Below are 13881 nucleotides of genomic sequence, written 5' to 3'. Positions count from 1 at the left end.
TTTGCTGACTTCCTTTGCTTTTGATGGAAATTGAGATGACCGACCAGACTACCCGCCTGCCGATCCGCCGCGCCTTGATCAGCGTTTCCGACAAGACCGGGATCCTCGAATTCGCCAAGGAGCTTGAAGCTCTGGGCGTCGAGATCCTCTCCACCGGCGGAACGTTCAAGCTGCTGCGCGACAACGGTGTTGCCGCAGTGGAAGTCGCGGATTACACCGGTTTCGCCGAAATGATGGACGGTCGGGTGAAAACCCTGCACCCGAAAATCCACGGCGGCATCCTCGGTCGTCGCGGTATCGACGACGCAATCATGAGCGAGCACGGCATCAAGCCGATCGATCTGGTGGCGGTCAACCTGTACCCGTTCGAAGCCACCATCAACAAGCCAGGCTGCGACCTGCCGACCGCCATCGAGAACATCGACATTGGCGGCCCGACCATGGTCCGTTCGGCAGCGAAAAACCATAAAGACGTAGCGATCGTGGTGAATGCCAGCGACTACGCCAGCGTCCTGGAAGGCCTGAAAGCCGGTGGCCTGACCTACGCGCAGCGTTTCGACCTGATGCTCAAGGCCTTCGAACACACGGCTGCCTACGACGGCATGATCGCCAACTATATGGGCACTGTGAATCAGGTCGCTGAAACCTTGAGCACCGAAGGTCGCAGCGAATTCCCGCGCACCTTCAACAGCCAATTCATCAAGGCCCAGGAAATGCGCTACGGCGAGAACCCGCACCAGAGCGCGGCGTTCTACGTGGAAGCCAAGCCTGCCGAAGTCGGCATCGCTACCGCGACCCAACTGCAAGGCAAAGAACTGTCGTACAACAACGTGGCCGACACCGACGCCGCGCTGGAGTGTGTGAAGAGCTTCGTCAAGCCAGCCTGCGTGATCGTCAAGCACGCCAACCCGTGCGGCGTGGCCGTCAGCCCGGACGCTGAAGGCGGCATCCGTCAGGCTTACGAACTGGCTTACGCGACTGACACCGAATCGGCATTCGGCGGCATCATCGCCTTCAACCGTGAACTGGATGCCGAGACCGCCAAAGCGATCGTCGAGCGTCAGTTCGTTGAAGTGATCATCGCCCCGAGCGTCAGCGAAGAGGCTCGCGCCATTGTTGCAGCCAAAGCCAACGTGCGCCTGCTGGCCTGCGGCGAGTGGTCGGCAGACCGCGCAGCCGCGTGGGACTACAAACGCGTCAACGGCGGTCTGCTGGTACAGAGCCGCGACATCGGCATGATCAGCGCCGATGACCTGAAAGTCGTGACCAAACGCGCGCCGACCGAACAGGAAATCCATGACCTGATCTTCGCCTGGAAAGTGGCCAAGTACGTCAAGTCCAATGCCATCGTCTACGCCAAGAACCGTCAGACCATCGGTGTCGGCGCGGGCCAGATGAGCCGCGTAAACTCGGCGCGTATCGCCGCGATCAAGGCTGAGCACGCTGGCCTGCAAGTTGCCGGTTCGGTGATGGCCTCGGACGCGTTCTTCCCGTTCCGCGACGGCCTCGACAACGCGGCCAAGGTCGGCATCACTGCGGTGATCCAGCCGGGCGGCTCGATGCGTGATGCTGAAGTGATTGCTGCTGCCGACGAAGCTGGCATCGCGATGGTATTCACCGGCATGCGCCACTTCCGTCACTGATATACCGGTTCAAATGTGGGAGCGAGCCTGCTCGCGAATGCAATCTGTCTGTCATAGCTGTTTTGACTGACACACCGCTTTCGCGAGCAGGCTCGCTGCCACATAAAGCGCTCCAGCAGCGCCTGACAGATTTTTGAGGTTTTTGAAATGAATGTTTTGATCATTGGCAGCGGTGGCCGTGAACACGCCCTGGCCTGGAAAGTGGCTCAGGATCCGCGCGTGCAGAAAGTTTTCGTCGCACCGGGCAACGCTGGCACCGCCATTGAAGCCAAGTGCGAGAACGTCGCCATCGACGTATTGGCCCTTGAGCAACTGGCCGACTTTGCCGAGAAAAACGTTTCCCTGACCATCGTCGGCCCGGAAGTGCCGCTGGTCGCTGGCGTTGTTGATCTGTTCCGCTCCCGTGGCCTGGACTGCTTCGGTCCGACCGCCGGCGCTGCGCAGCTGGAAGGTTCGAAGGCCTTCACCAAGGATTTCCTGGCTCGCCACAAGATCCCGACCGCTGACTACCAGAACTTCACCGAGATCGAGCCGGCCCTGGCGTATCTGCGTGAAAAAGGCGCACCGATCGTGATCAAGGCCGATGGCCTGGCCGCCGGTAAAGGCGTGATCGTCGCCATGACCCTGGCCGAAGCCGAAGACGCCGTGCGCGACATGCTCGCTGGCAATGCCTTCGGTGACGCCGGTTCGCGCGTGGTGATCGAAGAATTCCTCGACGGCGAAGAAGCCTCGTTCATCGTCATGGTCGATGGCAAAAACGTCCTGCCGATGGCCACCAGCCAGGACCACAAACGTGTTGGCGACGGCGACAGCGGCCCGAACACTGGCGGCATGGGTGCCTACTCCCCTGCCCCGGTGGTCACTGCCGACGTGCACCAGCGCGTGATGGATCTGGTGATCTGGCCGACCGTGCGTGGCATGGCTGAAGAAGGCAATGTCTACACCGGTTTCCTCTACGCCGGTCTGATGATCGACAAGGCTGGTAATCCAAAGGTTATCGAGTTCAACTGCCGCTTCGGCGACCCGGAAACCCAACCGGTGATGCTGCGTCTGCAATCGAGCCTGGTGCTGTTGGTTGAAGCCGCTCTGGCGCAAGCGCTGAACAAGGTTGAAGCACAGTGGGATCCACGCCCGAGCGTCGGCATCGTGCTGGCCGCTGGCGGCTACCCGGGCGACTACGCCAAGGGCGCGGCGATCAACGGTCTGGACGCAGCGGCCAGCCTGGAAGGCAAAGTCTTCCACGCCGGTACCGCGCTGAAGGATGGTCAGGTCGTCACTGCCGGTGGTCGCGTACTCTGCGCCACCGCAATGGGCGCTAGCGTCGGTGAAGCCCAGCAGCAAGCCTACAAGCTGGCCGAGGCTATCGACTGGGAAGGCTGCTTCTACCGCAAGGACATTGGCTACCGCGCCATTGCCCGTGAACGTGGCGAAACCCAGGAATAAGCTGTTCATCAAGTCCGGCGAGGGATACCGTTCCTCGCCGGACTGTTCCGCCGCGGCGCATCGTTATATTCTGGCATCAACCTACGAAGGGATTTCGCCGTGCGCTGGCTCAGGATTGCCATAAGTTTCACCGTCACGTTGCTGACCTTGCTCTGCATGCTCCCGGCCCAGGCCGCGCAAGGCAGTGGCTGGTCGGTATTGCTTGACGATCAGGGCAATCTGCAACTGAGCGATATCCGCTCCGCTCGCTACACCAATCAATTCAGCCCCATCGACCTCGACCGCCTCACTGCGGCCGAGCCCGATGGCGCCCTGTGGTTGCGCTTCAAACTGGCGCCGGGCAAGCACGAACAAGTGCTGCGCATCTTTGCCCCCGACCTGTCACAGCTCAATCTCTACGTACTCGACGGTGACAAGCTGATCGAGCAACGCAACACCGGCACCGACCAGCCACAGGCCGAAAGGCCGTTGCCGAGCAGCGACTTCATGCTGCCGTTGCCCCAGACCGACAAACCGCTCGATGTTTATCTGCGCCTGGTCTCCGATCACCAGTTGCGCCCGCACGTCACCCTGCAATCGGCGGTGATGAGCGCGGCCAACCACAATCAGACGCTGATCTTCGGCTTGCTGTTCGGCTGTCTCGCCATGCTGCTGTTGCACAACCTTGTGCGCTACGCCTACTCCCGCTCGCGCAGCAGCCTGTGGCTGGCGGTCTGCGAGGGCCTGCTGGGCCTCAGTCTGTTGCTGCTGCTCAACCTCGCCGGCCCCTGGCTGCCGAACTGGCACGCGGTGCAGACCCCGGGCGCCTATCTGGCATTGCTGCTGACCGCTCCCGCAGGGTTGATGTTCGCCTATCGCTTCTTCGCGCCGCTCGGCCCGCACCCGCTGAACAAACTGTTGATTGGCGATATCCTGTTTATCGTCACCTGCAGCCTGTTGCTGCTGTTCGTCAATACCCTGCCGCTGAACATCATCACCTATGCCCTGGTGGCCCTGGCCGGCCTGAGCATGTTGTTTGTCGCCTTCTATCACTGGCAGAAGGGTTACCGCCCGGCGCGTCTGTTCGTCGCCGCAATGGTGGTGTTCAACATCGGCACCTTGATCATTCTTCCCGCGTTGCTGGGGCTGACACTGGTGTCGCCGCAAGGTCTGATCATGACCCTGATGGCATTCATCTGTATCAGCGGGCTGCTGATGAGCATCGCCCTCGGCGAGCGTCAGCGCAGCATCACCGAAAGTCGTTTCAGCGTCAGCCGCGACCTCGCCGCGAGCAATGCCGAGATCAACGCCAAAGCCGAGTTCCTTGCCAAGATCAGCCACGAAATCCGCACGCCGATGAACGGCGTGCTGGGCATGACCGAACTGCTGCTGGGCACGCCTCTGTCGGTCAAGCAACGCGACTACGTGCAGACCATCCACAGCGCCGGCAACGAATTGCTGACGTTGATCAACGAGATTCTCGACATCTCCAAGCTCGAGTCCGGGCAGATCGAACTGGACGATGTGCAGTTCGACCTCAATGCCTTGATCGACGACTGCCTGAGCATCTACCGGGCCAAGGCCGAACAGCAGAACGTCGAACTGATCAGCTTTATCCAGCCGCAAGTACCGCGGGTGATCAGCGGCGACCCGACCCGCCTGCGCCAGACTCTGCTGAGCCTGCTGGAAAACGCCCTGAAGAAAACCGATGAAGGTGAAGTGCTGATCGTCGTCGCCCTCGACGAGCGCAGCAACAAACCGCGTCTGCGCATCGCCGTGCAGGACAGCGGTGAACCGATGGAGCAGGAAGAACGCGACGCACTGATGCACGCCGAACTGCACAGCAAGCACTTCCTTTCGGCCAATCGTCTGGGTGGCAACCTGGGGCTGGTGATCGCGCGACAACTGATCCGCTTGATGCATGGCGAGTTCGGCATCAAGAGCGGCGCCAATCAGGGCAGCACGTTATGGCTGACTTTGCCGCTGGACCCCGACCGCCTCGAACACCCGACCTCCGATCTCGACAGTCCGCTGCAGGGCGCGCGGGTCCTGGTGGTCGACGACAACGACACCTGCCGCAAAGTGCTGGTCCAGCAATGCAGTGCGTGGGGGCTGAATGTCAGCGCCGTACCTTCAGGCAAGGAAGCGTTGGCTCTCCTGCGGACCAAGGCGCACCTGCGTGATTACTTTGATGTGGTGTTGCTCGATCAGAACATGCCCGGCATGACCGGCATGCAGCTCGCGGCCAAGATCAAGGAAGACCCGAGTCTGAACCACGACATCCTGCTGATCATGCTCACCGGCATCAGCAATGCGCCGAGCAAGATCATCGCGCGCAACTCGGGGATCAAACGCATCCTCGCCAAACCGGTGGCCGGCTACACCCTCAAGACCACCCTGGCCGACGAGCTCAACCAGCGCAACAAAGGTCAGGTGGTGTTCCAGCCGCAAGTGGTCACCCCGGCCACGGCGGCGAAAGTGCCGAGCGATTTCCGCATCCTCGTCGCCGAAGACAACACGATTTCGACCAAAGTGATTCGCGGCATGCTCGGCAAGCTCAACCTGCAACCGGATACCGCCGCCAACGGCGAAGAAGCCCTGCAAGCGATGAAAGCCCAGCGTTACGATCTGGTGCTGATGGACTGCGAAATGCCGATCCTCGATGGCTTCTCGGCGACCCAGCAATTGCGCGCCTGGGAAGTCAGCAATCAACGCATTCGCACGCCGATCGTGGCGTTGACGGCGCATATTCTCGCCGAACACAAGGAGCGCGCGCGTCAGGCCGGGATGGATGGGCACATGTCCAAGCCGGTCGAGTTGTCACAATTGCGCGAGCTGATCGAGCACTGGGTAGCCGAGCGTGATCAGCAGAACCGTGCCACGACGCCCACCTCCTGAGCCGACAGACCCCGTAGCGCCTGATAGACTCCCCCACGAATTCCCTCGCCAGTGAGCTTGCACCATGCTCCATGTGTTGTTCAGCGTTTACCTGAAGATGCTGGTGCTCTACAGCCCGTTCTTCGTGCTGTCGTGCTTTATCAGCCTGACCCGCGGTTATTCGCGCAAGGAACAACGGCGGCTGGCCTGGAAAGTCGCCGTGGCCACGCTGGTCTCCAGCGTTTTACTGTATTTGTTCGGGCGGGTGATTTTCGATGTGTTCGGCATCACCGTGGATGCGTTTCGCATCGGCGCCGGCAGTGTGCTGTTCATTTCGGCACTGGGGATGGCGCAGGGCAAACCGGCGGTACAGGCCGACAATGTGCAGCAGGACGTCACCATCGTGCCGCTGACCATCCCGCTGACGGTCGGCCCGGGCACCATCGGTGCCTTGCTGGTAATGGGCGTCAGCCAGCCGCACTGGGACGACAAACTCACCGCGATCATGAGTATTGCCCTGGCCAGTTTCACCGTCGGCGTGGTGCTGTATCTGTCGAATCGTATCGAGCGGATTCTGGGCGATCAGGGCTTGCAGATCGTCAGTCGTTTGATGGGATTGTTTGTTTGCGCCTTGGCGGCGCAGATCATTTTTACAGGGGTCAAAGGCTATTTGGTGCCCTGAACAAGCGCATCGAATACGTCCGTACACTTCTTGCAAAGGGCCGTGAATTTACTCTTCACGGCCCTTTTACTTTCTACATCGGTCGTTGACTCAAAGCGCTGCCTCGATCAGCTCGTTCAGACTGACCACGGCATTAGCGCCCTGTACCTGCGCAAAACGCTGCAACCAATCAGCGAGAGTAAACGTGCAGTGGACCCGCTCATCGAGCCGGACTGTTATTTCCATTGGCGTGTTTTCCTCGCCGCCCTGCGGCTCGACATCCCGCACAATCAGCGTGCTTGCACTGTCCGGGTCGGCAATCACCAGATGCCCTTCAACCCGCGACATCAAAAGGCGCGCGCAGTCAGCCATGTCGAGGAACAGCAGGTTCGTGCCCGGACCATCGTCGTCCGCTGCCAGCCGCGTATCGACCACGATGCAATCCAGACGCTGCCAGGTTTCGTCGGTGATGCGATACCCGGTTTCCCGGGAACCGAAGGCCAGAATCAGTGTGTCGATGCCATCGGGCAACAATGCGCAGACATCGGTCACGTCATCGCTCAAGGACAGGGACAACACCTCGCCTTCGCGGTGCGCGTGGCAGCCCGGAATCCAGACAGGATCAGGATCGACCGGGCCTGTGCTGAAGACAAGTCCGTCAACTGCGTCGAATAGCAGCGCAGCGGTGTTTTGGCGCGTGCCAAGAAACGTCGGCCACTGTCGCGCATGGCGGGCGGTGACCTCAAACAAGCGATCCGTTGCAGGCAGGTAATACGTGTAGCGCGTGCCGGTATGTTCGACCGGCACGACCTGCGCGTGGACCTGCCCCGCGAGCAGTGCTTTCAAGCGCGTACGCCACTGCTCGGCCGTCTGCCCCTGCACGTGCGACCAGCGATTTTCCACGCTGATGATCCGCGCTGGCTGCTGATCGTGCAGTTCGACATTGACCCCGTCGCGGGTTTGCCCGAGCAGACCTTGTCCATGCCTCAGCACGTGAACAAATGACCACTGCGGCCAGATCTTTTCTGCCATGGGCAACTGCCCGGGGCTCACGCGCTGCGGCCCAGCAGCAAACGCGACGCGCAATGCCTCGATGGCAATCGTCGGCTGGCGATAAAGCCGCCCGGTCGAACCCTCCAGCAACCATGCGGCCTGTTTGTCCGGCGTCAGTCCCAACGGCGTCAACTGCACTTCAGGTCCGATGTTCGACACGACGAATTGCTCCTCGATGCACCACGCCGGCAGAAATGCATGACCCGCCCCATTGCCCAATCCGATGAGCGGAAAAGGTTCGGCTTTGTAGACTTTTGCCAGCGCCGGCAAGGCGTCCAGCCAGTCGGAGTTGAGCTGTAGCCAGCGCTGGCCGAGGCCGGCAAATTTCAGAATGTTCGGCGTGGGAATGCCGTCCGTCCACTGCTCATCTTTGATGCTGGTGTCGACCTCGAAGAGGCGGCCGTCGGCCTTGGTGGCAATGTAGCTTCCGTACGTTTGGGTGACGTCGACAATATCGCGCTCGATGACCCGATTGATAAATTGCCCCACCCTCGGCTCCACCCCTTGACTGATGGTCTGCGCTTGCTTGCTGTAGAACAGCAGCGCACCGCTCTGCGGATCGGCCGGCATCAACATGACCATGTCCGCCTCACTGCCCAACCCCGCCGAAAAATAGTGGCCGGTGCGTTTGTTGACCCAGGCACGCCGGCGCAATCCTTCGAAGTAGTAGGTGCGCGCGTAAACGAACGCTGCATATACCCAGGTGCTGATGGCATTGGCCATGCCCGGGGTTTCATCGTTATACGCGCCGAAGGTCGTGAAGTGATGCAAGTCGCCCTGCCCGGGACGCGCGGTGGGTTCCTCGATAAACGATGACTTGATGCCCGTCAGGACCACGGCCGCATCGCTGAGGCGATACTCCAGCGTGGTTTCGGTTTCAGTTATCCGGGCGTCGATCAGCAAGCGTTGCAACACTCGCAAACTGCCATCGGCGTCCTGGACACAACCCATGATGTGCGACCCGCTCGCGGGGTTCATCAAGCGGTAGCGATGCACAACCGTGCCGGTGATCGTGTCGACACGCCAGACCGTCGCCCGTTGCGGATGGTAGAACCAGGCATGGCGGGCACCGGCGCCGCCCAACAGCAGCCCCTCGTTCACCGCGCTCGGCAGATTGCGTGCGTACAACAAACGATCACTGGTCGCGTCATACCAAGCGGTGGTCACCACCATGGCGGCGGGCACCCGGAATTTGTACAGCGCCACAGCATTTGCGACCAATCGGCCTTCGCGGGCGTGCTGGCGCAGCATCGCCAGTATTTGCGGCAGGCGGCTTTGCTCATCAAGGGTGACCGACTGCAAGCGAAGGCAGCGCTCCCACCCATCGACCCGGAACAGGCCCTCGGCCAGTTCGATCAAGCCATCGAAAACCGACAGCACCGTGCCATCAACCATCAGTTGGACTTCATCATCATTTTCCCGATTCGGGACGGCAAATCTGACCTGTTCCAGGCAAGCCCAGGTCGCCTGCACGATCCACTTGGCAGGGCCATTAAATCTGACCGAGACGATGCCGGGTGCAAGCCTGATCCGGTATTGCCCCTCGGGTGCGCTGATTGCGTAGGAAATCCTCTTGTGCACCAGCGCTTCCAGGGTCGGCACCACCAACTGGCGTACCTGACTGTCCAGCACCACGCTGATGTCTGTCGGTTGATAGACCGGATGCAGCTTGTACAGAATGTGCGGCAGCGACGGGTTGCTGGTGAGATAAAAGCGCCGGTTTCCGTGTTGGTCATACTCCAGCGTGTCCGCCATGCGATCCGTCACTTGCGGGTAGCGGGTTTCAGCAGGGATGTCGCCAGCGTCCCCGACCTCGCCGGGAAGGGGTTCGTAGGTGTACCCGCCCAGCCCCTTCAACTGATACTCGTAACCGTAATGGCAGATCGGCGTGCACGGCAGCACCAGCGTCTCGAGCCTGTCGGTTTCGTCGCGGTAAAGATGAACGACCTCGGGCAGCCCCAGTGCCTGGCGGATATCGAGGGACAGGTGAATAGCCTGCGGGTCATCGTTGTACTGCGGCAGCTCCAGTGGCCCGCCCGTCCAGGGGTAAAACTTCTGGCTGTCGAAGCGCACGTCATTGGTTTGCAGGTTCAGACTGACGATGACCGCCTCTACGGGAAATTGCAGCACGCCATCCTTCAAGGTGTAGGCACCGCGCCGGTAAGCATGACCGATCGCCCGCAGATGATTGCCCACCGCCGTCGCCTTGTCCCTGATCTGTCCCAGGTTGCTGGCAATCGCCGTCACCCCAATGCCGACACCCAGCAGCGGCACCGAGAGAACGGCCGCTGCCGTGCCCACCGCCCCGCCAGCCGCCAAAGCAACAACATCCAGCCCCAATGCCGCAACGTTGAATACCAGTGAGGTGGAGAACCGCGAGCGTTGCTCGTGGTTCTCGGCCACCGACAGGTTGTGGAGATCGAAGCCGATGTTGGCGAGCGAAAATACCAATCCGCCTGCCGTGGTGGCACGCCCCAGCAGACGCCCGGACAACGACGACTGACCAAGCGCCAATGCCCGTTCGCTGGCCGCCACCTGACGCACCAGATTGATCGTCTGGGCCGTGTCGCTCAATACGCCGAAACCCAACTGCGCATAGTTGAAATAGACCTGCACTTGCAGGGCTATCGACAGAACCGGCGCCCGCTCGCCATCAACCTGATAGTCACGATGGCGCATTTCAGTGACCAACGCCTGGATCGCGAAGGCGAAACTCAGACGACTGCCGCCGTCGGCTTCGACCACGGTACTCGGCTTGCCCGTCAATGCGATAACCAAACGTTGAAGGTGTTTCTTAAGCCTGTCGAACCGCGCATCGGCGGTGCCGACCGTCAATGATCTGGCCGGGTTTTGCACATCCACCAGCGTCAGCGAATAACCCGCGTCCGGGTTTGCCTTGAGCGTTTCCAGCAGCGGCAGATAGTCGCGACCCAATGTGTGTTCAGCGCGCAATTGCCGGGTCGCCTGATCAAATTCCTGCGCCCAGTAACGCGCGTCCAACTGCGCGAGGCTAGCCCCCAGCCGCGCGTTTTCACTGAGTGAGCGCGTGCGTGCGACAGCTTGCCTGGCCCAGACCGAAGCCGCCTGAGGGTCGGCGATAGCTGCGGTTTGCAAAAAACTCTCGACGCGCAACCCGGACGACAATGTCCGCTCGGCGAGCGCTACGGTGTCCAGTTCGATTACATCGAACTGCGCAGTGCCGATGTCAGTCAGGCCGTACAACTTCGCCAAAGTGTTGCCGTCGTCACTTAAATAGCGTGCCAAGCCCTGCTTCATTTCTGCGCTTGCGGCAAATCCATAAATCGCAAAATTGGGATCATAAAAGCGATAGAACGTTTGCTCATCCACTTGCACTTTAGCCACCAGCAAAGCGTGATTGCCTGTGTCGAGCAGCAGGGCGCCGGGGGCGGTTTTCGCTTCCAGTGTCTGCATCACGCTGTCGAGGTTTTGCCGGCCACGAGCCTGTCCGATCGCACGCCCGGAGACCTCGCCCAGCTCATCCAGCGCACTGAGCAACGCCCGCGAATCAACGTCTTCCGGCCTCAGGCTGGCATTGGCCACACGTCCGATCAGTGCACGCTCGGCCAACCCGCCAGCCGCCACGGCGGCGGCCATCAACAATGCCAGCGGATAGCAACGGCGTCCCGGGTCGCCCGTGCTGCGCCTCAACAAATCCTGCGGCAGTTGCCTGACGGATACGGCACCGGACTGGAACAACGCCTCCCGCACCTGGCCACCCCGCTTGAAAATGTGCCTGTGATATTCACGCTGTGCCGTGCGATTGATCTGTCCGATGCGCTCGCCCCACTGTTTCAGCGTCAGCGGTTCGCTCATCGCCAACGCCTTGAGTTCGCGCGCCGTCTGCGTGCCGTGGATGCTCGCGCCGGCAAGCCCCGCCTCGAATGTCGGCGATGCCTGCTGAATCAGGGCCTTTTCGATCGCGTGGTAACGGGCGAACAAACCGCCCTCAGCGGTTTCCCGAGCGATGTCCATAACGCTCTGCCAGACCGGGGCAAACCCGGCGGCATCCAGGCTGTTTGCCCCCAACATCCCGCCGAGGATGACGCGTTGCAACGGGCTGAGTTGCTCAACCGCCAGCGAGCCATGGGCAACGAGGGTGAACAACTCATTGAGATTGCGGGTAGGCTCCGCGCCATGGGAAAGCGGAATCTCACGGACTGTTTGCGCGCGAATCTGCTCACGGCTGTCGAAACCGATGGAGATCGCTGAATTGAACGTCATGTCGCCGCTCAACTTCTCCTGCATCGCGCGCAGGAAGGGCTCGCCCAGATCGTCCATCAGTGGCTGCAATACCGAGGTCAACATCACCGGTTGGCCTTCGATGACCGGCCAGCCCTGCTTGAAGGTTAGCGTGTGCGCTTTCAGCAGATCCGCCAGTTGGCCGACGTAGCGCGATTTCAGTTTGCCGTTCTGCCACTTTTCCCGCTCATCAAGCAACCATTGCTCGGCCTTACCATCGACGGTCCAGCCGGAGATCATCTCCTCCTCGGTGTGGGTGTTGTAGCCTTCGAGCAACTTCAGGCGCTCACGGATCTGTACATGTCGATCGGGTTGCAGGTGCTGCTCTATGTATTTGAGCAGCGCGGCCGCGGCGGCCCCCGGGCCGGTCAGGGTGATGGTGCCGCGGGCTTCAAGGCGAATGCCATCGCGGTAATAGGTAAAAATCGCGTCGATCAGTCTGGAGCGGAACACCTCGCCTTGCGCTTCAGGCAGTTTGCCCTGCGCCTGAGCTTCGTTGACCACATTCTCGACCACATCAAACATCCGTGCCTGATCCGTCGCGTCGATGCCGGCGAGCGCCGCACGCCGCTCCACTTCCAGCAGACAGTCATAATTGAGGCGGATCATCTGCATGTACGCCAGGGTCATGGCACTGCCGGGATGGGCCAGCATGTGCGCATTCATTTCCGCCCAGTCCGGCAAGCCATAGGCCGTGCCCAAACGCATCGAGTCCTGCGGCACCGCGTGATCTTGCGGTGCGACAAAGATCTCGCTTAGCGGGTGTTGCTCACGGGCAAACGCCGTCAATGCCTCGAGGTGTTCGGGCGGGATTTTGTCAGTGCGGTCGAGATACCGCTGGCGGTCGCGTCCCGGCATCAACGCTTCATTGTGGTTGAACAGCAACTGCAAAACGCCGATTCGGCCTTCTTCGCCGACGCTGAGAATATCGACGCCGGCCAGCGTGTCCGCCAGTGGCGGCAAGTAATCCATGTCACTGTAACGGCCACCTTCGAGGTATTCGGCCTGCAGGCGCACGACATCGCTCGCTGCGGCAAAATTGCCGCGCATGGCCACCTCGCGCTGATAGACATCCTGCAAAAAGTGCCCGGCAAATTCGTCGCCGACATCGCGCAATTGCAGGTCCGCTCCGAGCATCGCCTGATGCGTCTGCAGGCAGCGCTGGCGAAAGGCTTCGAGCGTCGCCCGATCCTTGCCGTAGGCACGCACCATCAAGTCGATACGCGCTTCGTCGGCTCGCCCCCGCCACTGGGCTTGCTGAAGGTGGGCGAACATCTGCTGCTTCAACACCCGCGCACGGTCTTCGATCATCTGCGACAACTGAAAAGCCTTGCTGACCTTGTCACCGCCCGACTCCAGCGCATCCACTCTGGCGCTGTCGAGGATCACCCGGTTCATTTCAAAGGCCAGCAACGCATCACTGTCGTACCAGAGGTTGAAGCGGTAACCCTGCGGCTCCAGCACCTGGCGCCAGATGTTCATGTAGTCGCGCTGATTGGCCCCGACTTCACTGCCGCCCACCCAGACAAAGTGCATGATTTTCGCCACGGGCCTGGCCACGCCATGGAGCATGGCGTGTGTGTCCTCCAGCCTGGCGACAGACTTGACCAGATCCGATCTGATCTGGCTGATGGCTTCGGAAACGGGCTGAGTCCTGCGTTGGAGCAACGACTCCAGCGCCTCCTGAAACAGCTTGATCAACAGCAGTCGCTGCGGGTCATCAGCGGTTTGTCTGGCCAGTTCATAGTGCGACAGCAACACCTTGTATTCAGCGCTGCCGGCAAACTCGCTCAGCGCCCGCTGCAGTTGCGAGAAGTCTTTGACGGAAAGGATTTCGTACGGCTTGTTGGTTTTCATCGTGGCACTTCTTCCATAACGGCTTCGTTCGCCACGAAACTATTGAACTGGAGTACCACGCTCAAACCCGAACAAACTCAAACGATGTCCAGTGAAACAGCCAATAAC

Annotated in this window: 5 protein-coding genes; 4 read left to right on the top strand and 1 reads right to left on the bottom strand. The window is 60.7% G+C overall.

Features of this window, described 5'->3' with window-relative positions; all coding sequences use genetic code 11:
* The first annotated feature begins 35 nt into the window (after nucleotides 1-35).
* The 4 genes from purH to tspR all read left to right on the top strand — a co-directional run bounded on the left by purH (nucleotide 36) and on the right by tspR (nucleotide 6624).
* The gene (gene purH / locus CLU80_RS16735) at nucleotides 36-1643 is read left to right on the top strand and encodes a bifunctional phosphoribosylaminoimidazolecarboxamide formyltransferase/IMP cyclohydrolase (RefSeq protein ID WP_099757887.1); all 1608 of its coding nucleotides are present in this window, start codon (nucleotides 36-38) and stop codon (nucleotides 1641-1643) included.
* 147 nt (nucleotides 1644-1790) lie between these two features.
* Nucleotides 1791-3086: a phosphoribosylamine--glycine ligase gene (purD, locus tag CLU80_RS16730; protein WP_099757886.1), complete on the top strand. Its 1296-nt coding sequence runs from the start codon at nucleotides 1791-1793 to the stop codon at nucleotides 3084-3086.
* A gap of 99 nt (nucleotides 3087-3185) precedes the next feature.
* The gene (locus CLU80_RS16725) at nucleotides 3186-5963 is read left to right on the top strand and encodes a hybrid sensor histidine kinase/response regulator (protein WP_099757885.1); all 2778 of its coding nucleotides are present in this window, start codon (nucleotides 3186-3188) and stop codon (nucleotides 5961-5963) included.
* A gap of 64 nt (nucleotides 5964-6027) precedes the next feature.
* Nucleotides 6028-6624 carry a type III secretion system genes modulator TspR gene (tspR, locus tag CLU80_RS16720; RefSeq protein WP_025111770.1) on the top strand — a complete coding sequence of 199 codons (597 nt, stop codon included), beginning with the start codon at nucleotides 6028-6030 and terminating at the stop codon, nucleotides 6622-6624.
* Between the two features lie 90 nt (nucleotides 6625-6714).
* Here the strand turns inward: tspR and CLU80_RS16715 are convergent, their stop codons facing one another.
* Complete coding sequence (locus tag CLU80_RS16715; protein ID WP_099757884.1) at nucleotides 6715-13773, bottom strand: TcdA/TcdB catalytic glycosyltransferase domain-containing protein; 7059 nt, start codon at nucleotides 13771-13773, stop codon at nucleotides 6715-6717.
* Between the last annotated feature and the right edge of the window lie 108 nt (nucleotides 13774-13881).

Origin of the sequence: Pseudomonas sp. 29 (genome assembly GCF_002754355.1) — a bacterium.
Lineage (GTDB): Bacteria > Pseudomonadota > Gammaproteobacteria > Pseudomonadales > Pseudomonadaceae > Aquipseudomonas > Aquipseudomonas neuropathica.
This window is presented reverse-complemented; position numbering and strand designations above follow the sequence as displayed.

Excerpts from the sequence above, each read along its gene's own strand:
- purH (WP_099757887.1), top strand. The coding sequence starts at position 36 with ATGACCGACCAGACTACCCGCCTGCCGATCCGCCGCGCCTTGATCAGC.
- purD (WP_099757886.1), top strand. The coding sequence starts at position 1,791 with ATGAATGTTTTGATCATTGGCAGCGGTGGCCGTGAACACGCCCTGGCC.
- tspR (WP_025111770.1), top strand. The coding sequence starts at position 6,028 with ATGCTCCATGTGTTGTTCAGCGTTTACCTGAAGATGCTGGTGCTCTAC.
- CLU80_RS16715 (WP_099757884.1), bottom strand. The coding sequence starts at position 13,773 with ATGAAAACCAACAAGCCGTACGAAATCCTTTCCGTCAAAGACTTCTCG.